The following is a 21,305-nucleotide window of genomic DNA, read 5'->3' on the forward strand; positions in this document are numbered from 1 at the left end:
GTGGTGTTCCTCTTGGCTTTTTACTTGGCGTTGATCGTTTGCGTTTGGAGACAGGGTCCGCGCGCTATTCGTCAGACCAGGTGGCCGCGATGCGCACGAACTGGTCCAGGGTGTCGTCAAAGGCCTGCACGATTTCGGGGTCGAAATGCGAACCGCAGCCGTCGTGGATGAAGGCCACGGCGCGGTCGTGCGACATGGGCTCTTTGTAAGGGCGGCGGCTGATGAGCGCGTCGTAGACGTCGGCCACGGCCATCAGACGCGCCGACAGCGGGATGGCTTCGCCCGCGAGCTTGTCGGGGTAGCCGCTGCCGTTCCACTTCTCATGGTGGTAGCGGGCGATGTCCATGGCGTGACGCAGGAAGCCGTCGTCATCGCCCATGCGGCTGGCCGCGCGTTTGAGCATCTCCCAGCCGTGCATGGCGTGCTCGCGCATGATGACCAGCTCGTCGTCATTGAGCCGGCCGGGCTTGAGCAGGATGTGGTCGGGGATGGCGACCTTGCCCACGTCATGCAAGGGGGCGGACTTGGCGATGTGGTCGATGCTCTCGGGGTTGAGCACGTCCAGGTGAGCGCCCTGCTTGTACAGGTGCGTGGCCAGGGTGCGCACGTATTCCTGCGTGCGCTTGACGTGGTTGCCGGTTTCTTCGTCACGGAATTCGGCGAAGGACACCATCACGTGCAAGGTGGCCTCGCGCAACTGGTCGACCTGGGCCATGCGCTGCTCCAGCTGGGATTGCAGCCAGGCGTTGTCGCGGTTGAGCTGATCTTGATAAGCCTTGATCTGCAGGTGCGTGCGCACGCGGGCCTGCACGATGGCCGGGCTGATGGGCTTCTGGATGAAATCTGCGGCCCCGACTTCGAAACCTCGGGCCTCGTCCTCGGGCTGGCTCATGGCGGTCAGGAACAGCACCGGGATGTGGCGGGTGACGACGTCGGCCTTGAGGCGCCGGCAGACTTCGTAGCCGTCCATCTCGGGCATCATCACGTCGAGCAGGATGAGGTCGGGTGCACCACGACGGGCCAGTTCCAGCGCCTTGGCACCCGATGGCGCCAGCTTGACCCGGTAGAGCTTGTTGAGCAGACCGGCGAGCAAGCTCAGGTTGGCGGGGGCATCGTCCACCACCAATACCGTGGGCAAGGTCTCCTTGTCTGCGTTCATTGTGGTTTGGCCTCCAGGTCCAATTCATCCAGCAGCCCGAAAGCGGAATCGAAATCGCAGCGTGCCAGCGCCGCTTGGAGGCGGGCGGTGGTGACGGCAGGCAGCCAGGTCGCAAACGTGTTGCGGTGCTGTTGCCACAAGGCCAGGGCCTCGCTGTCGCACTCACCGGCCAGCTGCTTGAGGCGCTGCGCCAGCACGAGGTCTCGCTCACTGGCTGCTTGCGCTGAGGCCTGCTCGCTTGACGTAACTTCGATTTCGGTCAAGTAGTTTTGCAGAGTTTTGACCAGCGGCGCCAGCGCTTGAACGAGGGTTTCGGTAGCTTGTTGCACTGCGGCCGCATCCTCGTGTCGGGCGGCTTGTTCCAATGCAAGGGCATACCCCCGCAGCGGCGCCGACCCGATGGTGCCGCCCAGGCCTTTGAGCGTATGGCCCTCCCGCATCAAGGCCGGCCAGTCGGAGCGGGCCAGGGCATCGGGCAACCAGGCCAGGATGTGCCGGACATGGTCGACAAAGGCATTCAAGGTGAGCTTGAACAAAGGCAGGTCGCCCTCGAAATGGGCCAGGGCGGCCTCCACATCCAGGCCGTCGATCTGGGGCAACTCCCGCGCAGGGCGCCTCGCCTTGCTTGCCGCGTATTGGTCGGCCACCACCTTGGCCGCCAGGCCGCAAAACGGCGCCAGCGCCGCGTACAGCGCCGCAGGATCGAGTGGCTTGGCAATGTGGTCGACCATGCCGAGCGCCAGGCAGCGCGCGCGTTCTTCGGCCATGGCATGGGCGGTCATGGCGATCACGGGCAAGTGGCTCAAGGACGGATCGTTACGGATTTCACGTGTGGTTTCATACCCATCCATGATGGGCATCTGCAGGTCCATGAGCACCACGTCATAAGCGTGCCCCCCACCTTGGCGCAAGCGTTCCAGGGCTTCCATGCCGTTGGCCGCCACGTCCACGCGGGCCCCGCGTCGGCACAGCAGTTCGGTGGCCAGTTGCTGGTTGAGCAGGTTGTCTTCGACCAGCAGCAGACGCAGGCCATCGAGCTGGATCACTTCTTCCGACGGGTTGACCGGAGCGGGCGCTGCGGCGCCGCTGCCCTGGAGCCGATGCAGCAGGGCGCGCAGAGCCTCCGGCATGATGGGCTTGGTCAGGAAGGTGTGGGCACCGCCCTTGATGGCCTCGGCGCGCAGGCTGTCAGAGCCATAAGCCGACATCACGACCACCATGATGTCGGGCTGGATCTCGCGCAGGCGGGCGAGTGTGTCTGCGCCGCTGAGGCCTGGCATGACCCAGTCGAGCAACACGAGGTCATGGCTTTGTGCCGCGCTGACCGCCTGCTGCACGGCCTGGACCGCCTCCTCGCCGTTGGACACGGTGCTGATGAAGCCGCCATCAGACTGGCCCACGCCTAAAGCGCCCAGCAAGCCGCTGAGGGTCTGGCAGGTTTCAGCCTGGTCATCCACCACGAGCACGCGCATGCCGCCGACCTTGCGCGGCAGGGTCTGCAGGCCGCTGGCCTCGGCCACGCGCAGGGGCACGGTGAAGGTGAAGCACGAGCCGGCACCCAGCTTGCTGGCCACGACGATGTCCCCACCCATCAGGCGCGCCAGGCGTTTGCTGATGCTCAGGCCCAGGCCGGTGCCACCGTATTTGCGGGTGGTGGAACCATCGGCCTGCGTGAACTCCATGAAGAGGCGATCCACCTGGGACTCGCTCATGCCGATGCCGGTGTCGCGCACTTCAAAGCGCAGCATGAGGCGCTCACCCACGCGGCTGATCAAGCCGACCGTGAGCTTGACGTGCCCGTAGTGCGTGAACTTGACCGCGTTGGAGATGAGGTTGGTGAGCACCTGCCCGACGCGCAAGGCATCGCCATACACGGTGCCCGCTTCGGCCAGCAAGGTGGGGTCCTCGAAGGCACACAGCAGTTCGATGTCCTTTTCCTGGGCGCGCTGGCGCAGCAGGCTCATGGCGTTGCCCACCACGTCTTCGATGCAGAAGGGGGCGGATTCCAGCTCCAGCTTGCCGGCCTCGATCTTGGAGAAGTCCAGGATGTCGTTGATCACGCCCAGCAGGATCGATGAGGCCGACTGCACCTTGTTGAGGTAGTCGCGTTGCTGCTCGTCGAGCGAGGTCTGCAAGGCCAGGTGCGTCATGCCCAGGATGGCGTTCATGGGCGTGCGGATTTCGTGGCTCATGTTGGCCAGGAACATGGACTTGGCCCGGGTGGCGGCCTCGGCCTGGTCACGCGCCTCGCGCAATTCGGCCTGCACGCGGGCGCGCTGGCTGATGTCGTCCTGCACGGCGTGCGCCATGGTGTTGAGCGTGGTGGCCAGGGTGTCGAGCTCTTCGGCCCATTTCTGGCGGCCACCGGCGCGGGCGTCGTAATTGCCGCGGGCCAGTTGGTGCGCGACCTGGTCCAGCCGGGTGATGGGCTGCAGCAGGCGGCTTTGCATGGCGTAGAGGCCCAGCAGCAAGGCGGGCAGCAGGGCGAGGTCCACGCCCAGCGTCATGATGATGTAGCGCTCCAGCTGGGTGGCGGCTTGAACGCGCGCCGCCGCCGTGCGGGCATCGGTGGCCAGGCTGAGGTTGGCCACGGCGCGGGCCAGGTCGGCGGATTGGGCTTCGTAGCGGGGCGAGTGCACCAGCTCGCCGGCGAATTTGAGATCGGGTACCCCATCGGAGACATAGGTCTGGTGCACGCGGTCGTACAGACCTTGCGTCGCTGCAAAAGCCACTTGCTCGGTCTTCTTGAGGCGCTCGCTGGCATCCAGCACCCTGCGCAGGCCTTGCAGCTCGTCTTCGCTGATGTCCAGAGCCTGCATGCGCTGGATCAGCGACACGCCCTTCTGGCCTGTGGGCAGCTGGTGCTGGCGCCGCCCGGCAATCACGTCTTCCCAATACAGGCTGTGGTCGTCCACCGCGGGCGGGGGTTTGCTGCCTTCGCGGATGGCCAGCACATCGTAGTAGTACAGCAGGTAGCGCGGGTCGGCGGTGGCCGTGTAGGCGCTCACCAGGCGGCGCAGCAAGGCGGTTTCATGCTGCAGGCCCGAGACCAGCTTCATCGTGTCGGTGCGGCGCTGCACGGCCTGCTCGGCCGACAGGTAGGCTTGCCGGATCAGCATCAGGAAGATGAAGTTGGCCAGCAGGGCCATCACCACCATCAGGAAGAACCAGCGCGAAACGGTCTTGAGTTTCATGGGTGCGCGTTGCCTGGATGGTGCTCAGGCGTGTCCCAGCTCTTCGGCAAAGGCCATCGAGGCGACGATGCGGTCGCGCCCGGCCCGCTTGGCCTGATAGAGGTTGCGGTCAGCCACCTTGAGTGCCCAGCCGGTGTCACCTTCGACCACCTGGGCGATGCCCACGCTTTGCGTGACCGTGAAGGTCTGGCCGTCCACGGTGAATGCATGCTCGCGCAAGCGGGCTGAAATTTTCTCCGCCACATGCTGGGCCCCTGTCAAATCTGTTTCTGGCAACAGCAGGACGAATTCTTCGCCGCCGTAACGGGCTGCAGTATCCACCTGCTCGCGGGTGTGGAAACGCAGGATCTCCCCCACCTTGGCGAGCACTTCGTCACCAACGGGGTGCCCCCACGTGTCATTGACACGCTTGAAATGGTCCACGTCGAACAGCACGACGGACAGCGGGCGGCCACTGCGGGCCTGGCGGTGGGCCTCACGCTCCAGGCGGGTCATGAACTCGCGGCGGTTGGCCAGGCCGGTGAGCATGTCGGTGCGCACCAGGGTTTCCAGCTCATGGCGATGGCGGTGCAAGGTGGCCGCCAGGAAGAACATCACGCCAGACAGGGGCAAGGCCGCGGCACTGAAGACCACGCGCACCCACCATGCCCACCAGGGCAGCAGCGCCCCACCAGGGTAGATGGGCGCCGCCAGCAGCGGGGCATACGCGGCCCAATGCTGCGCGGTGCCGACCTCGGCCAGCACCACGGCCATCAGGCTCAACAAGAATGCCCAACGCAACTGCTGCAGTGAAAACAGCGCGCGCGCAAACACGAGCTGCTCCAGCATCACCATGGTCATGGGCGAGTCCTTGATGCCGTGGGCCAGCGCCAGCACCACCACACCCAGCACAGCCGGCACGGCGCTCATCTGAACCAGCCAGGGCATGCGATCGGACACATGCCTGCGCTGCCATGCCAGCACACCCATGCCCATGAGCCAGACAATCAGGACACCCTGGAACCACAACGAAGGCAAGAGCCAGACCGGGTCATACAGCGCGCGCACCCCATCGTCATGGATGCCACCCCATTGCAGCGCGAACAACAGCAGCAAGATAGGCAGGGTCACCTGGACCAGCAGCAGGCTGCTGGTGCTGTCCTGCCTGTCCACGATACGGGCCTCCAGCTGCTGCGACCAGCGCTTGACGGTGGTGTTCATGCCCCCCCCATCACCAGGCTGGCCACGCACACGCGGTCACGCCCCGTTGACTTGGCCATATAAAGTTGATGATCGGCCTGCTTGAGCAACGCTTCCACGCCCTGCCCGCTGCTCTCGATCACACCCATGCTGAGCGTGACCTTGAAGGCGGTCTCGCCTGCACCAAAGGTTTGCCGGCTCAGTTGTTCACGTAAACGGGCACAGATGGCCTCGGCCTGCTCCCGGCCGGTATCGGGCAGGATGAGCGCGAATTCTTCGCCGCCCAGCCTGCAAGCCACATCCGTGGGGCTGCGCACGCAGGACATGAGCAGACGCCCCAGGGCGCGCAGCACGTTGTCACCCATGTCATGGCCAAACTGATCGTTGACCTGCTTGAAATGGTCAGCGTCGATCAGCACCAGCGACATGGGCTGCCCTGTGCGGGCCTGTCGTGCCGCTTCGTTGTGCAGCACCTCCATGGCGCGACGGCGGTTGGCCAGGCCAGTCAGGCCATCGGTATACGACAAACGGCGCAGCTTGGCATGCAGCTCGTCCAGCCGCTCGAACAGGATGAGCAAGAGCCCCAGCAGCACGACGCTGCCCGCAATCAGCACGAACTGGCGCCAGACGCCGAACCACCAGACCGGGTCACGCCCCGACATCACCTTGCTGGTCAGCGCCGGTGCGTAAGGCCAGAAATCCAGCATCACGCCGAGGTCGTAGCCCGACATCATCGATACGCAGACCGCGTAACAGATCAGCATGGGCTGACGCTCGAACAGCAACAGCCCGACGGCCAGCACGCCCAGCAGCACGAGGTTGGTGCCCGCAGTGAACATACCTGCCAGGATCGTCACCCCCGTGTAGGTGGCGCCGATGGACAGGCACACGAACAAGGTCGCGCGCGGGACAGGATCAGGCAGATGGCGCCTGGGCCACAACCACAGGGCGGCCAGTATGTTGACCGCCGTGGCGATGACCAGCTCGCCCTGGAACAGCCACATGACCCCCATGTTCAGCGCCGAGCGCATCTCGGGGGTCGCCAGCGCCACGCCATGCGCGGCCAGCTCGATCAGGAAAAACGGGGTCGAGGCGAACACCGCCAGCAGCACCCGCCAGGCAGGCGTGGAACTGATGATGAGGCGCTCCAACAACTCACGCATCCAGGACAACCTTCGGGCTACAACCCGTGAAATATGAACGCCGCCACTCGGGCTGGCGCCGCCCATGAAAGAATATGACACCCCCATTGACGAGGGGCAAAGTCTGGGGAATATCGGCTGACTCGAAGGCGTTCTGAAGGGCGCTGCGCTAAGCTAGCCACATGAAACTGATCATTCGTTGGCTGTTGCTGGCCTGTGCCCTGGTTTTGCTGACCCAGCTTGACCCGGGCATCCAGGTCCGCAGCTTCGGTTCGGCCCTGTGGGCGGCCTTTGTCATCGGCCTGCTCAACGCCTTTGTGCGCCCCCTGCTGATCGTGCTGACCTTGCCCGTGACCGTGCTCAGCATGGGGCTGTTCCTGTTCGTGATCAATGCCCTGACTTTCCAGATGGCCTCGGGGCTGTTGGACGGCTTTCACGTGCAGGGCTTCTGGCATGCGCTGCTGGGATCGGTGCTCTACAGCGTGTGCAGCCTGGTCATTGATGTGGCGCTGGAGCGGGTGATGGGGCCGAGGATGATGCAGCCGCCGCAGTGAGGCATGCCGACGATCAAGCCAGCCTGTCCATCAAGCCGGCTAATGCGGCCTGACAGGTCTGCGCGCGCACAGCGGCACGATCCCCCTTGAACAAGCAGCAACGCGCGGTGCTTGGTTCACCGCGCGCAGCCCAGGCGATCCAGACCGTGCCCACGGGTTTGTCAACCGAGCCACCAGTGGGGCCCGCGACGCCGGTCACCGAGACCGCCACCTGCACAGCAGCGCGCTGCAAAGCGCCTTCAGCCATGGCGCGGGCCACCTCTTCGCTGACCGCACCATGGCGCTCGATCAACGCAGGCGAGACCCCCAAGAGCTCCGTCTTGGCCTGGTTGCTGTAAGTCACAAAGCCCCGCTCGAACCAGGCGCTGGAGCCGGCCAGCTCGGTGCAGGCCGCGGCAATCAAGCCGCCCGTGCACGATTCGGCCGTGGCCATCATGGCGCCACGTGCCAGCAGGCGCTCGGCCAGACTTTGCACCAGGGTCAGCGTGTCTTGCGTGTTCATGTTCGCGCCTCAGCTCAACAGCCCGGCGCTGACGCCACCTTGGCGCACGGCCACGGCCAGCGCCAGCACCAGCAAGGCACACAAGGCCGCCACCAGGTCGTCGAACATGATGCCCAGGCCCTGCGCCCAACCGATGGATTGACCCGGCTTGAGCTTGAACAGCTGATCGGCCCAGCCCACCGGCCCGGGTTTGGCCGCATCAAAAAAGCGGAAGGTGACAAAGGCCAGCAACTGGCCGCGCCAGTCCACCGGGCTGATCAGCCACAGCATCAACCAGAAGGCCCAGACCTCGTCCCACACCACCGAACCAGGGTCGGCCACGCGCAGGCTGCGTGCCGTGTGGGTGCAGGCCCAGCAACCCACCAGCCAGCCCAGGGCCAGGATCGCGGCCCAGATGACATCGGCATGCCGGCCGGTGCCCACCGCATGCTGGATGGCCAGGAAGCTCACCCAGCCCCACAGGGTGCCGACCGTCCCGGGCGCCTTCGGGCTCAGGCCGCTGCCCCCGCCCAAGGCGATGAAATGGGCGGGATGGCTCAACAGCAAACCCACGGTGGCGCGCCGGGGTGCGCCGCTCTCGACCTTGTTCACGGCCTCGCTCATGGCGCCACCTTGAAATGGTCGAACGAGGACCACTGGTTGGGCACGGCCTGCCTGGCGGGGTCGTCCGGCCAGAGGTCCAGCTCACCGCGCCACAAACGCAACCCGGGCTCGGCCTCGATGCGGCCGATGCGGCTGAGCACCAGCCCCAGGCTGGCACCCAAGGCCTGCACCTTGGCGCGTTGCACTGGCGGCGCCGTGAACACCAGTTCGTAATCGTCACCGCCCGCGAGGATGCAATCGAGCTGCAGTTCGGTGGTGCGCTCGGCCAGCCAGGGGCTCACCGGCAAGGCGTCCAGGCACAAGGCCGCACCCACGCGGCTGCGGCGCAGCACATGGCCCAGGTCGCCCAGCAGGCCATCGGAGACATCAATGGCTGCGTTGGCCACACCACGCAAGCCGACGCCCAGCGCCACACGCGGGTCAGGCCGCTCCATCGCCAGGCGGGCCGCCTCGAAGGCGTCGCCACTCAAGGCCGGATGCAGGCTGCCCCGGAAGGCCTCCAGCGCCAGTCGGGCCAGGCCGGGAAAACCACTGACCCAGATGTCATCCCCGGCTTGTGCAGCACTGCGCAACAGCGCCTGGCCCGTTGGCACCTCGCCCATGACGGTGATGCCGATGGCCAGTGGGCCGGATGTGGTGTCGCCACCGATGAGCTCGCAATCGTGCTCGTCGGCCAGATCGAACAAGCCCTTGGCAAAGCCCTGGAGCCAGGCTTCGTCCACACGCGGCAAGGTCAAGGCCAGCGTGAAAGCCAGGGGCTGGGCCCCACAGGCCGCCAGGTCCGACAGGTTGACGGCCAGCGCCTTGTGCCCCAGCCGCGCCGGGCTGACGGTGGACAGAAAGTGCCGCCCCTCCACCAGGGTGTCGGTCGAGACCGCCAGCTGCATGCCGGCCGCCGGCGCGATGACCGCGCAGTCATCGCCATTGCCGATCACGGACCGATGCGGCCCCACGCCCCGAGGACGCTGGAAAAACGTTTCGATGAGATCAAATTCACCCAGGCTCATGGCGTGATTGTCGCGCCCAAACTGGCTCGGCTCGACTCACACCAACCTGCATTGCGGCCTTCCACACGGCGGCTGGCACACAACTTCCTACAATGTGAGGTCTGGCGGGCCCCAATGACGGGCCCCGCCCGCGAAAGGCCCCCCTCGATGACCACCCCAGAAGAGAAACGCGCCGAGCTGAAAAAAGCCGCGCTTGAGTACCACGAGCTGCCCACGCCGGGCAAGGTCGCCATCTCGGCCACCAAGCAGCTCACCAACCAGCGCGACCTCGCCCTGGCCTACTCCCCCGGTGTCGCCGCGCCCTGCGAGGAAATCGTCGAGAACCCGGCGGCCGCTTTCAAGTACACCAGCCGCGGCAACCTCGTGGCCGTGATCACCAACGGCACGGCCGTGCTGGGCCTGGGCGACATCGGCCCCCTGGCCGCCAAGCCGGTGATGGAGGGCAAGGCCGTCCTGTTCAAGAAGTTCTCCGACATCGATGTGTTCGACATCGAGATCAACGAGAAGGACCCCGAAAAGCTGGTCGAGATCATCGCCTCGCTGGAGCCCACCTTCGGCGGCATCAACCTCGAAGACATCAAGGCCCCGGACTGCTTCTACGTCGAGCGCAAGCTGCGCGAGCGCATGAAGATCCCCGTCTTCCACGATGACCAGCACGGCACGGCCATCGTGGTGGGCGCCGCCATCCTCAACGCACTGAAAGTCGTCGGCAAGGACATCAAGACCGCCAAGCTGGTGACTTCCGGCGCCGGCGCCGCCGCCCTGGCCTGCCTGCAACTGCTGGTCAAGCTGGGTGTGCCGCGTGAAAACATCTGGGTGACCGACCTGGCCGGCCTGGTGTACGAAGGCCGCGTCGAGCTGATGGACCCCGACAAGGCCGCCTTCGCGCAAAAAACCGACCAGCGCAAGCTCAGCGAAGCCATTGAAGGCGCCGACATCTTCCTGGGCCTGAGCGCCGGCGGCGTCCTGAAAAAGGACATGGTGGCCAAGATGGCCGCCAATCCCATCATCTTCGCCCTGGCCAACCCCACGCCCGAGATCCTGCCCGACGAGGTCAAATCGGTGCGCGACGACGCCATCATGGCCACCGGCCGCTCGGACTTCCCCAACCAGGTCAACAACGTCCTGTGCTTCCCCTACATCTTCCGGGGTGCACTGGACTCGGGTGCGACCACCATCACCGATGAGATGGAAATCGCGGCCGTGCACGCCATTGCCGAGCTGGCCCAGGCCGAGCAGAACGAGGTCGTGGCCGCCGCCTATTCCGGCGAATCGCTGAGCTTCGGGCCCGAGTACCTGATCCCCAAGCCTTTCGACCCGCGCCTGATGATGAAGATCGCGCCGGCCGTGGCCAAAGCCGCGGCTGACTCCGGCGTCGCCTCCCGGCCCGTGAAGGACTTTGTTGCGTATGGCGAAAAGCTGCAGAGCTTCGTTTACGCCTCCGGGCACACCATGAAGCCCATCTTCAGCGTGGCCAAGCGCGCCAAGAACAAGCGCATCTGCTACGCCGAAGGTGAGAACGAAGGCGTGATGCGCGCCGCCCAGATCGTGGTGGACGAAAACATCGCCCGCCCCACGCTGATCGGCCGCCCCGCCGTGATCGAGCAGCGCCTGGAGCGCTTCGGCCTGCGCCTCAAGCCCGGCCGCGACTTCGACATCGTCAGCGTCGAGTCCGACCCGCGCTACCGCGAGTACTGGCAGAGCTACCACCGCCTGGCCGAACGCAAGGGCGTGACCGAGCAGATGGCCAAGATCGAAATGCGCCGCCGCCTGACGCTGATCGGCTCGATGCTGCTGCACAAGGGCGAAGTGGACGGCCTGATCTGCGGCACCTGGGGCTCCACGGCCCTGCACCTGCACTACATCGACCAGGTGATCGGCAAACGCGCCGGCGTCAAGACCTACGCGGCCATGACGGGCCTGATCCTGCCGGGCCGCACCGTCAACCTGCTGGACACGCACATCAACTACGACCCGACGGCCGAGCAGCTCGCCGAGATCACCATCATGGCCGCCGAGGAAATGATGCGCTTCGGCCAGCGCCCCAAGGCCGCGCTGCTGTCGCACTCGAATTTCGGATCGAGCAACCAGCCCTCGGCCGTGAAGATGCGCGAGGCCCTGGCCTTGATCCAGCAGCAGGCGCCCTGGCTGGAGATCGACGGCGAGATGCACGGTGACACCGCGCTGGACGCGGACTACCGGGGGCAGTTGATGCCACGCAGCACCCTCACGGGCGAAGCCAACCTGCTGGTCTGCCCGAACATCGACGCGGCCAACATCGCCTACAACCTGCTCAAGGTTGCGGCGGGCAACAACATCGCGCTGGGCCCGGTGCTGCTGGGCGCGGCCAAGCCCGTAACCATCCTGACGCCCTCGGCCACCGTGCGCCGCATCGTCAACATGACCGCCATGACCGTGGCCGACGCCAACGCCGTGCGTTAAAAGCGCGCCGCTTATAGCACAATCTGTCAACCCCCCACGCAAAGGCCCCGTCTACCCGTTTTACGGTAGCTGGGGCCTTGAGCTTTTTAGCGCTTTTCTATAGAGTCACGTCTTTAACGAAGAGCTGCATTGCTGACAGATCAAGGCTGGAAACACAGCATCATGGTGCCCCGCACAGTCAATAGGGAAACCTCGTCAGGCGGTTGTGGCTTGACACCCGCGGCCCCCGCCGCAGTCGCCAGAACCCCCCGCTCGTGGTCTGCCGCTTTCCTGACTGGTCTTGCCCTGAGTTGTGTGACTGCGTGGCTTCCCGCTGAAGCCCTTGCCCGTCGCCATGCACCACAAGAGACAGGCACCACCGCCGAATCGGTGGCCTTGTCTGCCCTTCCTGCGCAAGCCCAAGACGTCCACCGCCGTATTTTCTCGGGTGGGCCCTTTCGTTATGCCAAGGACGGTGTGGTGTTCGGCAACCGGGAACGCATCCTGCCCCGTCGGCCACGCGGTTTCTATCACGAGTACACCGTACCCACCCCAGGCGAAGGTGACCGCGGCGCGCGGCGCATCGTTTGCGGAGGTAAAGAAGTTCGACAGCCTGAAACTTGTTTCTACACTGCGGATCACTACCAGAGCTTTCAGTTGATTGATCCCCAGCGTTGAAGCCTCACAGGCCGTCATCGCATCCGTTTTTTCCGTTCTTTTCTTAGACCTTCAACTTTTGCTCGTAAGGACATGAAGCTCTCCTCCATGCACCCCGGGCCACAAGCGATCATGTTGTTGCAATCCGTTCGACCCAACATCGTTCAATCCATCCGTGCTTTCCGCCCGGAAGACTTGCAACAGGCCGCCAATGCCGCTGGCCAGCACTTCCTTTACACCAATCTGAGCGCCGCTCAGAACAAACAGGACGTGCTGGACATCATTGCCCGCGACTTCCTGTTCCCGGACCACTTCGGCAAGAACCTCGACGCCCTGTACGACTGCATGACCGACCTGGTCCACAAGTCGGGCCCGCAGCCGGGTTTCGTCGTGGTGCTCGAGCTCATCCCCGATGGCAACAAGTGCGACCGCGAAACCCGCGAGCAGCTGCTGGACGCCTTCCGTGATGCCGCCGACTTCTGGTCCGAGCGCAAGGTGGCTTTCCGCGTGTTCTACTCGATCGCCGTGTCGGGCAAGGAATCCGTGGGCAACTGGGACAAGGCCGAGGTCGCCCAGAACGACCCCAACGTCAAGCCTGCCAAGGTCTCCAAGAACGCCCCGCAGCCCATGATCATGAACCTGCCCCCGATGAGCAGCGTGTTCGACACCTCGGCCCTGCTGGTCGCCGCCTGATTCAATTCAGACCGGTTTCAAACCGACATCTCGCCCCGGCACGGTCTGCCCAGACCCTGCCGGGGTTTGTCTTTTCAGGGCAGGTCATCCTCAGATGGCGGCGCCGAGTCGGCACGGGGCCCCACCGTCGAACCCAGGCGGCTGCGCACCGACAGGGCCTTGCCGTTGATCAGGTGGGCGTACACCGTGGCGTTGGACAGCACCTTCTTGACGTAATCACGCGTTTCATTGAAGGGGATGTTCTCGACCCAGGCCGCCGCGTCGATGCGCGGCCCGTCACGCCAGCGCCGTGGCCTTGAAGGGCCGGCGTTGTAAGCCGCGGCTGCCAAGGCTTGCGCCCCCTGGAAGTCATCCAGCACCAGCTTGAGGTAACCCGCGCCGATGCGCAGGTTGGTGCCGCGGTCGGTGATGTTGTCCGGGTGGTAGTCGATGGACAGCTTGCGCGCCGTCCAGGCGGCCGTGGCCGGCATCACCTGCATCAGACCCGAGGCACCGACGTTGGACTTGGCCGCCTGCTGGAAGCGGGATTCCTGGCGGATCAGGCCATACATGTAAGCCGGGTCCAGCCCGACCTCACGTGCGGCGGACAGCACCTCCTGCTTGAAGGGCATGGGGTAACGCTGCTCCAGGTTGATCTCCTGGCGCGTGCGTTCGCTGGAGTTGATGCAGCGGTCCCAGATCTCGCGCCGGCAGGCCTCTTCGGACACGGCCAGCAGTTCGCGGTCGCTCAAGCCCCCCACCTTGCCGTACGACAAGGTGAAGTTCCACTCGCGCAGCGCCTCGCCGCGCCAGCCCAGCTCGAGCATGCGCAAAGCCCGGTCGATGCCGGGCATGGCGCGCGCGTCGGCCAGCTCGGCCTCGGTCACCGCCACGGGCTTGGCAGGCGGGCGCGCCGAGGTGCCATGCAGATCCTGCGCGGCCAATTGCCCGTAGAAGCTCACCGGGTTGGCCACGCGGGTCAGCAGCTCACGGGCCTGCTGCTTGAGCGCTTCAGCGGCCGCACCACTGGTCGTGCGTGCACGCCCCTGCAGGGCCCTGGCCTTCCAGTACACCCAGGTCGCGTCCTGCTGTTGATCGGGCGCCATGGCGTCCACGGCCTGCTCGACCAGGGCCCAGCGCTCGGCCTGCCCCGCCGACGCCGCACGCAGGCCGGCACGCGCCATCCAGGCCAGGGTCTCAGCGGACCAGGCCGTGGCCAGGCGAGACCCACCTGGCCGCAGTTCGCCGGCGCCGGCCGCCAAGGCACGGTCGGTCAGCGCGCGCTCGAAATAAGCAGGCGCATCGGGTGAGAGGCGCCAGGCCGCAGCCCGGCCCAGTTGCGCCCACGCCCAGGCGGTTTCTTCCGCATTCCAGCGCCAGCGGTTGCGGTTGGCCGGCTCCCCGATGGCGGCGGCGGCCGCCACCGGGTCCATGCCCGCCCAGCGGATGAAAGCCAGCAGCGTCAACGGCCCTTCGGCCTCGGCCGGCACGGCCAGCGGCATCGGCGTCAGATCCGGCTTGGCCTTGGCCTTGCCCTTGCGTTTGGGCTTGCCCTTGTGCTTGACCCGCGCGTCGGGGCCGATGGACGCCCCCGGCGCGTGGCGCCGGTTGTCGCTGGCCCCACCCAGGGCGCCCGAACGCGCGGGCGGCATCAGCAGGGCCTGAGGTTGCCCCATCAACTTGGCCACGGCCTGCGAGACCGCATCACCCAGCAGCTTGGCGCTTTGCTGGACGGCACGGGGTTTGTCCGCTTCTATCGCCAGGCGCAACTTGCGCCACACGTCCACGGGCTCCAGCACGCGGCTGTTGAGCAGCGCCTGCGCCATCGCATCACAGCCAAAATCGGCATCCTTCTGGTTCCACCAGAACTGGCGGGCCTGCTCACGCCAGTCCCCCGGCGCTTCCATGGGGGTGTTGGTCTGCTGACGCGCCAGCACCCCGAGGCAGCTGACTTCGCGGTCGTCGTTCATGCGGAAGGTGGGCTGGATGCGCAAGAAGGTGCGCCAGTCACGGCGGTGCCCCAGCTCCAGCAGCCAATCGTTGCGGGCCCGATCGGCCACATAACTGTCTGGCCAACGCGAGAGAAACTCGTCCACCTCGGCGGGGCCGGCCTCCATCAGGCGCAGCTGGAAATACCAGTAGCCCGCCCACGGGGCCAGGGGGTGCTGCGCTTCGATCAGCGCATCGCGCGCCGCCAGCAGGCGCACCTTGTCGCGCACACGCAGGGCCTCCCGGGCCTCCTGCACGGTGCTGTCATCGGCGGCCGCGCGCGAGGCAGGCGCCAGCGCCATCCCGGCCACCAGCGTCAGGGCGGACAAAGCCGTCGCGCCCCAGGACGCATACTTGTACGTGATTCGCAATTGAGTAACCTTCTGTTATGGCCATGAACAACCCTCCCCGCTCGCGCGCGGACTGGCGCCGACACCTGCTGGAAGCCCGCAAGGCATGGGTCGCCACGCCCCCGGCTCAACAAGCGCAAGCCGCGCTGCACGAGCGGGTGATGTCCATCCTGGCCGAACTGGAGCCGGACTGCCTGGGTTTGTACTGGCCTATGCAGGGTGAATTTAACCCAATGGACGTGGCCGCGGCGGCCCAGGCGACGCTGGCTTGCCGATTGGCCCTGCCCTGCGCTCAAAAAAGCCCGCCACAGATGCACTTTCGGCTCTGGAACGGGCAGCCACCCGCCAGCAAGGACGAACATGGCATCCCTTGCCCGGACGGCGCGCCGGTGCTGCCCGATGTGGTGCTGGTGCCCTGCGTCGGGTTCACGCCGGAAGGCTGGCGGCTGGGCTACGGCGGCGGTTACTTCGACCGCTTCATGGCCGCCCACCCTGAGGTCACCGCGTTGGGCGTCGCCTGGGAATCAGGCCGAATGACCCAGGCCGAGCTGCAGCCCGAACCCCATGACATACCCTTGATGGCCGTCCTTACAGAAAGCAACACCTGGGGGGGGTAATGCCCCCCAGTTTCGGGGGGACCTCGCGGGAACCCTATGCGTTAATCGCGAAACAACGGTCAAGATCATGTCCATGGTCCATACAGGCCACCTTAGAGGGCGACAAAAGCAGCGCCCCTTCTCAACCGAAACAAGGACGTGAACATGAAGTTTTTCAAGCAGTTCAGTATGTCGTTCCTGGCCGTTGCTGCCACCGCTGCCTCTGCCGCCACGACTCAACCTTTCACCGCCACCACTGCCACCGTCACGCTGGACACCAGCTACCTGACGGCCAATGGCTATACGGTCAGCGGTGTGGGTTCCTCGACCTACAACGCCACCACCGGTGTGCTGACCGACCCGGTTCAGGCCATCTCCCTGACCACCAACCCCGGCCCGCTGACCATCGACTTCAGCGACACCTCGGGCATGGCGCTCAAGAAGGGCCTGAGCACCGTCAAGCTGCTGAACTTCACGTATGACGTGGCCACCAACAGCCTGTTCGGCGACATCAACGCAGGTCTTCTGTTCAATCTGAACAACCAATCGCTGCTGACCGCCACGACCGTGGCCGGCGACTTCGGTGGCAGCGCTCTGGACAATGTGTCCAGCTCGGCCAGCACCCGCACCCTGAACCTGGCCGCCAGCGACTTCGTGCTGTCCGATGCCTTCAAGACCTTCCTGACGGACAACGGCGCTGACCCCGCCAGCATGGCTTTCGTGGCCAGCATGGTGAAGTCGGTGAACATCGGTACCGTGACATCGATTCCTGCGATCCCCGAGCCCTCGACCTACGCCCTGATGGGCCTGGGCCTGGTCGGCATCGCCTTCACGGCTCGCCGCAAGATGGCCGCCTGATCTCTTTCAGCGCGACCAGACAAAAGGCTCCCCGCGGGGAGCCTTTTTCTTGCCTGTGCGGATCCTGGTAAGGCAACCGGCACCGCCATGAAAAAAGGGGCCGAAGCCCCTTTTCATTTTGCTCGATCGGTGACCGATCAGAAGCGATAACCGATGCCGATACCGAACAGCACAGGGTCCACCTTGACGGTGCCCACATTGCCCAGTGTCGGGTGAGTCACATCAGTGCGGATGTCGATCTTCTTGAAGTCCACGTTGAGGGACAGCTTGTCCGTGATGGGGAAGTCCGCACCAATCTGGATGGCCGTACCCCAGCTATTGCGGTCGATTTCCAGGGGCGTGCCACCCAGATCCAGCTTCACAGCGGAGAAGTGGGTGTAGTTCACGCCAAAGCCCACGTAGGGACGCACGGTCGGGTTCGTCGGCGCGAAGTGGTACTGCGCGGTCAGGGTAGGAGGCAGGTGACGCAGCGTACCGATCTTGTTGCCGTTGAGGGAAACGGTTTGCTTTTGCGGTGTGGTGGCGATCAGCTCGAACGCCACATTGGGCGTCACGAAGTAGGACGCGTCGATTTCCCAGATGTACTTCGTGTTGACCGAGGTGCCGCCCAAGGCATCAAGGGTACCGGTGCTTTCGTTCGCAGGGTCCAGTTGCAGGACACGGGCGCGCACCATGAAGTCGCCGGCGTAGGCGGGTGCGGCAGCAGCGCAAGCCAGCGCAGCAGCGGCGATCAGGCGAGTGCGGGTAGAGATGGCGTTCATGAGTGGTCCTTGTTGTGGCTAGGTTGCAGGGACCGCGTGTTGGCGCGTCCCATGGCATCCATTGCAACAAGGTCAAACCTCGCCAAACTTGTGCTGCATCAACTCGGAAGGCTCCCAGCCAGGGCCACCCAGGTGAAACCCTGGCTGATTTGCGCCAGATCAGATGAACGCGATGCGTTTGAGCAACGCATCTGACACGAGGTGGTGTCTGAAGTCTAGACGCCCAGGCGCTGGCAGATGGCCAGCACGGTGGCCGACTGGTTCATCGTGTAGAAGTGCAGGCCCGGCACGCCGGCCGCACGCAGTTGCTCGCACAAGGCGGTGACCACGTCCAGGCCAAAAGCCTGGATCGAGGCCTTGTCGTCGCCGAAGCCTTCCAGGCGGGTGCGGATCCAGCGGGGGATCTCGGCCCCGCAAGCGTCCGAAAAACGCATGAGCTGGGTCGAGTTGGTGATGGGCATGATGCCGGGGATCACCGGGATGGTGGCGCCCGCAGCGGTCGCGTCATCGACAAAGCGGAAATAGGCGTCGGCGTTGAAAAAGTACTGCGTCAGGGCCACGTCGGCACCGGCCTTGACCTTGGCGACATAGGCCTGCAGGTCGGCTTGCGGGTTGCGGGCCTGGGGGTGCATCTCGGGGTAGGCGCCCACTTCGATGTGGAAGTGCGAGCCCGTTTCTTCGCGGATGAAGGCCACCAGCTCGCTGGCGTAGCGGAACTCGCCGAAGCCGCCATAGCCGCTGGGCAGGTCACCGCGCAGGGCCACGAGGCGCTTGATGCCATCGGCCTTGAACTGGGCCAGTTGTGCACGCACCGAATCCTTGCTGGCGCCGATGCACGAGAAGTGCGGCGCGGCGTCAAAACCTTCGCGGAGGATGGCGCGCACGGTCTGGATGGTGCCGTCCTGAGTGGAGCCGCCTGCGCCATAGGTCACCGAGCAGTACTCGGGCTTGAGCGGGTAGAGCTGCTGGCGCACGGCGGCCAGCTTGTCCACGCCCTCGGGGGTCTTGGGCGGGAAGAACTCCAGGCTGATGGGCAGACGCTGAGGGGTCGTCATGGGAGGGCTTTCGTTGTCGGTTCAAGCAAGCAGGGCGGCGATCACGCGGCCTTGCGCGCCCGAACGAAGAATTCACGGTTGCCGTCGCCGCCGGCGATCGGGCTGTTGAAGTAGGCGCTCACTTTGAGGCCAAGGTCCTTGCAGGCTTGGCGGATGCGGGCCTCCACTTCGGCATAACTGGCGGGGTCCTTGACCAGGCCGCGCTTGCCGATGTGCTCGGGTTGCAGTTCAAACTGCGGTTTGACCAGCATGAGCAGCTCGCCGTCGTCGGCCAGGAAGGGCACCAGGGCGGGCAGCACCAGGGTCATCGAGATGAAGGACAAGTCCCCCACGATGACATCAAAACCGCCTTCGGGCGCGGCCTCACCCAGGTCTTCTTCCGTGAGGTGGCGGGCGTTGACGCCCTCGATCACGGTGACCTGCGGGTGCTCGGCGATGCTGTGATGCACCTGGCCATGGCCGACATCCACCCCGACCACCTGCGCCGCGCCATGCGACAGCAGCACCTCGGTGAAACCGCCGGTGCTCTGGCCCACATCCAGGCAGACCTTGTCTTTCAGGTCCACGGGGTGCTTGCAGAACGCGCAATGCTTGAGCGCGCCCTCGAGCTTCAGGCCAGCGCGGGACACCCAGCGGGTTTCCGAATCGTCCAGGATCTGGAAGTCGCACTCGATGGGCAATTGCTCACCCGCCTTGCGCACGGTGGTCCAGCCCTTGGGGCCGCTCCACTGCACGGCGCCTTGTTCGACCAGGCGCTGGGCAGCCGAGCGCGTGGGCGCCAGGCCCTTTTCCAGGATGAGTTGGTCAGCGCGGGCGAGGAGGATGTTGGTCATGAGCAGGTAGCAAAAAGAAAACGGTCCGCGCAAGGCGAACAGGCCTTCAGCCAAGGCACCGAACGCCGCGCACCCCGCGCGTTACCCCAAAAGGTGCCAAAAGGCACCAATGAAGCGCCACCGCAGGTGCGCGACAAATCCAGCGACCGCCGCGGATCCGGCTACGCCGGTCCGCCAGCGGTGCCCCCCTGGGGGGCTGAGTCCGGACTTGGACAGTCCTTGAGGACTGTCCAAGCCTGGCGAAGGGCCGACCCGTCTCCGGGTCGGCGCGGGCTGCAAGCCGCCGCAGGCCGTAGGGGGGGTTAGTAGCGGTAGCTATCAGGCTTGTAAGGGCCGTTCTTGTTCACGCCGATGTAAGCCGCCTGCTCTTCGGTCAGCTCGGTGAGCTGGGCGTTGAGCGTGGTCAGCTGCAGGCGGGCGACCTTCTCGTCCAGGTGCTTGGGCAGCACGTAGACCTTGCCCACGTCGTAAGCGTCGCTGTGGGCGAACAGCTCGATCTGGGCGATGGTCTGGTTGGCGAAGCTCGACGACATCACGTAGCTGGGGTGGCCGGTGCCGCAACCCAGGTTCACCAGGCGGCCCTTGGCTAGCAGGATGATGCGCTTGCCGTCCTTGAAGATGACGTGGTCAACCTGCGGCTTGATCTCTTCCCACTCGCAGTTCTCTTCCAGCTTGGCGACCTGGATTTCGTTGTCGAAGTGGCCGATGTTGCAGACGATGGCGTTGTTCTTCATCGCGGCCATGTGCTCATAGGTGATCACGTCGCGGTTGCCGGTGGTGGTCACGAAGATGTCGGCCTTGTCGGCGGCCCAGTCCATCGTGACGACGCGGTAGCCTTCCATGGCGGCTTGCAGGGCGTTGATCGGGTCGATCTCGGTCACCCACACCTGGGCGCTCAAGGCGCGCAAGGCTTGAGCGGAACCCTTGCCCACGTCACCGTAACCAGCGACCACGGCGACCTTGCCGGCGATCATCACGTCGGTGGCGCGCTTGATGCCGTCCACCAGGGATTCACGGCAGCCGTACAGGTTGTCGAACTTGGACTTGGTGACCGAATCGTTCACGTTGATGGCGCGGAACAGCAGGCTGCCCTTGGCGCTCATCTCGTTGAGGCGGTGCACGCCGGTCGTGGTTTCTTCGGTCACGCCGATGATCTGGGCGGCCTTGCGGCTGTACCAGGTGCTGTCCACAGCCAGCTTGGCTTTGATCGAGGCGTAGAGGATGCGCTCTTCTTCGCTGGTGGGGTTGTTCAGGACGCTGATGTCCTTCTCGGCGCGCTTGCCCAGGTGCATCAGCAGCGTGGCGTCACCACCGTCGTCCAGGATCATGTTGGGGCCTTCGCCTTCCGAACCCTTCGGGCCAAAGTCGAAGATGCGGTGGGTGTAGTCCCAGTAGTCTTCCAGCGACTCGCCCTTGTAGGCGAACACGGGGGTGCCGGCTTCCACCAGGGCGGCAGCAGCGTGGTCCTGCGTCGAGAAGATGTTGCAGCTGGCCCAGCGCACTTGCGCTCCAAGAGCTTGCAGCGTTTCAACCAGCACGGCGGTCTGGATGGTCATGTGCAGCGAGCCGGTGATGCGCGCGCCCTTGAGGATCTGCTTGGGGGCGTATTCGGCGCGGATGGCCATCAACGCGGGCATTTCGCTTTCGGCGATCTTGATTTCGCGGCGGCCCCAGGCGGCCAGGGACATGTCGGCGACGATGCACTCGACGCCTTTGTGTTCGGTAATCAGCTTGTTGGTAACAGCGGTCATGGAGAGCTCCTAAGGGTTCAGA

At 65.1% G+C, this 21,305-nt stretch carries 17 protein-coding genes and 1 pseudogene; 6 read left to right on the plus strand and 12 right to left on the minus strand.

Going from position 1 to position 21,305, the window contains the following annotated elements; translation table 11 throughout:
* Positions 1 to 64: 64 nt before the first annotated feature.
* The 4 genes from JY96_RS10510 to JY96_RS22220 are packed head-to-tail and all read right to left on the minus strand — an operon-like array spanning position 65 to position 6,695.
* Positions 65 to 1,159: an HD-GYP domain-containing protein gene (locus tag JY96_RS10510; RefSeq protein ID WP_035037230.1), complete on the minus strand. Its 1,095-nt coding sequence runs from the start codon at positions 1,157 to 1,159 to the stop codon at positions 65 to 67.
* Entirely contained in the window at positions 1,156 to 4,353 is a 3,198-nt protein-coding gene (locus JY96_RS10515; protein WP_035037232.1) for a hybrid sensor histidine kinase/response regulator, read from the minus strand. The genes JY96_RS10510 and JY96_RS10515 overlap by 4 nt, the downstream gene beginning before the upstream one ends.
* Positions 4,354 to 4,377: 24 nt before the next feature.
* Positions 4,378 to 5,553 (minus strand): GGDEF domain-containing protein, encoded by a 1,176-nt coding sequence (locus JY96_RS22215; protein WP_152606452.1) that lies wholly within the window; start codon positions 5,551 to 5,553, stop codon positions 4,378 to 4,380.
* Positions 5,550 to 6,695 carry a GGDEF domain-containing protein gene (locus JY96_RS22220; RefSeq protein WP_052162388.1) on the minus strand — a complete coding sequence of 382 codons (1,146 nt, stop codon included), beginning with the start codon at positions 6,693 to 6,695 and terminating at the stop codon, positions 5,550 to 5,552. The genes JY96_RS22215 and JY96_RS22220 overlap by 4 nt, the downstream gene beginning before the upstream one ends.
* A 161-nt stretch (positions 6,696 to 6,856) precedes the next feature.
* Here JY96_RS22220 and JY96_RS10530 point away from each other — a divergent pair, with 161 nt between their 5' ends.
* Positions 6,857 to 7,228: a phage holin family protein gene (locus JY96_RS10530; RefSeq protein ID WP_035037234.1), complete on the plus strand. Its 372-nt coding sequence runs from the start codon at positions 6,857 to 6,859 to the stop codon at positions 7,226 to 7,228.
* 13 nt (positions 7,229 to 7,241) lie between these two features.
* On the opposite strand, the gene JY96_RS10535 is transcribed toward JY96_RS10530, so the two are convergent.
* The 3 genes from JY96_RS10535 to thiL are packed head-to-tail and all read right to left on the minus strand — an operon-like array spanning position 7,242 to position 9,334.
* Positions 7,242 to 7,730, minus strand: coding sequence for a CinA family protein (locus JY96_RS10535; RefSeq protein WP_035037237.1), 489 nt, complete (start codon positions 7,728 to 7,730; stop codon positions 7,242 to 7,244).
* Between the two features lie 9 nt (positions 7,731 to 7,739).
* Complete coding sequence (locus JY96_RS10540) at positions 7,740 to 8,333, minus strand: phosphatidylglycerophosphatase A (protein WP_035037239.1); 594 nt, start codon at positions 8,331 to 8,333, stop codon at positions 7,740 to 7,742.
* Positions 8,330 to 9,334: a thiamine-phosphate kinase gene (gene thiL / locus JY96_RS10545; protein ID WP_035042235.1), complete on the minus strand. Its 1,005-nt coding sequence runs from the start codon at positions 9,332 to 9,334 to the stop codon at positions 8,330 to 8,332. The genes JY96_RS10540 and thiL overlap by 4 nt, the downstream gene beginning before the upstream one ends.
* Positions 9,335 to 9,487: 153 nt before the next feature.
* Here thiL and JY96_RS10550 point away from each other — a divergent pair, with 153 nt between their 5' ends.
* The 3 genes and pseudogenes from JY96_RS10550 to JY96_RS10560 form a co-directional block, all read left to right on the plus strand.
* Entirely contained in the window at positions 9,488 to 11,782 is a 2,295-nt protein-coding gene (locus JY96_RS10550; protein ID WP_035037241.1) for an NADP-dependent malic enzyme, read from the plus strand.
* A gap of 285 nt (positions 11,783 to 12,067) precedes the next feature.
* On the plus strand, positions 12,068 to 12,439 hold the full coding sequence (locus JY96_RS22820; RefSeq protein WP_369796196.1) for a ribonuclease domain-containing protein: 372 nt from the start codon (positions 12,068 to 12,070) through the stop codon (positions 12,437 to 12,439).
* 111 nt (positions 12,440 to 12,550) lie between these two features.
* Positions 12,551 to 12,937: pseudogene (locus tag JY96_RS10560) on the plus strand (barstar family protein); the annotation flags it as partial.
* A gap of 248 nt (positions 12,938 to 13,185) precedes the next feature.
* Here the strand turns inward: JY96_RS10560 and JY96_RS10565 are convergent.
* Positions 13,186 to 15,450, minus strand: a complete 2,265-nt coding sequence (locus JY96_RS10565; protein WP_052162389.1) for a lytic transglycosylase domain-containing protein — start codon at positions 15,448 to 15,450, stop codon at positions 13,186 to 13,188.
* A 23-nt stretch (positions 15,451 to 15,473) separates the two neighbouring features.
* Here JY96_RS10565 and JY96_RS10570 point away from each other — a divergent pair, with 23 nt between their 5' ends.
* Together JY96_RS10570 and JY96_RS10575 are read left to right on the plus strand one after the other, a co-directional pair.
* On the plus strand, positions 15,474 to 16,046 hold the full coding sequence (locus tag JY96_RS10570; protein ID WP_161784298.1) for a 5-formyltetrahydrofolate cyclo-ligase: 573 nt from the start codon (positions 15,474 to 15,476) through the stop codon (positions 16,044 to 16,046).
* Between the two features lie 144 nt (positions 16,047 to 16,190).
* Positions 16,191 to 16,883 carry a PEP-CTERM sorting domain-containing protein gene (locus tag JY96_RS10575; RefSeq protein ID WP_035037248.1) on the plus strand — a complete coding sequence of 231 codons (693 nt, stop codon included), beginning with the start codon at positions 16,191 to 16,193 and terminating at the stop codon, positions 16,881 to 16,883.
* 137 nt (positions 16,884 to 17,020) lie between these two features.
* On the opposite strand, the gene JY96_RS10580 is transcribed toward JY96_RS10575, so the two are convergent.
* The 4 genes from JY96_RS10580 to ahcY all read right to left on the minus strand — a co-directional run bounded on the left by JY96_RS10580 (position 17,021) and on the right by ahcY (position 21,283).
* The gene (locus JY96_RS10580) at positions 17,021 to 17,644 is read right to left on the minus strand and encodes an OmpW family protein (protein ID WP_035037251.1); all 624 of its coding nucleotides are present in this window, start codon (positions 17,642 to 17,644) and stop codon (positions 17,021 to 17,023) included.
* A 215-nt stretch (positions 17,645 to 17,859) separates the two neighbouring features.
* Complete coding sequence (gene metF, locus JY96_RS10585) at positions 17,860 to 18,699, minus strand: methylenetetrahydrofolate reductase [NAD(P)H] (RefSeq protein ID WP_035037253.1); 840 nt, start codon at positions 18,697 to 18,699, stop codon at positions 17,860 to 17,862.
* Between the two features lie 41 nt (positions 18,700 to 18,740).
* Positions 18,741 to 19,532, minus strand: coding sequence for a TlyA family RNA methyltransferase (locus tag JY96_RS10590; protein WP_035037255.1), 792 nt, complete (start codon positions 19,530 to 19,532; stop codon positions 18,741 to 18,743).
* Positions 19,533 to 19,834: 302 nt separating this feature from the next.
* Positions 19,835 to 21,283 carry an adenosylhomocysteinase gene (ahcY, locus tag JY96_RS10595; RefSeq protein WP_035037257.1) on the minus strand — a complete coding sequence of 483 codons (1,449 nt, stop codon included), beginning with the start codon at positions 21,281 to 21,283 and terminating at the stop codon, positions 19,835 to 19,837.
* Positions 21,284 to 21,305: the final 22 nt, after the last annotated feature.

It is taken from the genome of Aquabacterium sp. NJ1 (assembly GCF_000768065.1).
Classification (GTDB): Bacteria; Pseudomonadota; Gammaproteobacteria; order Burkholderiales; family Burkholderiaceae_C; genus Aquabacterium.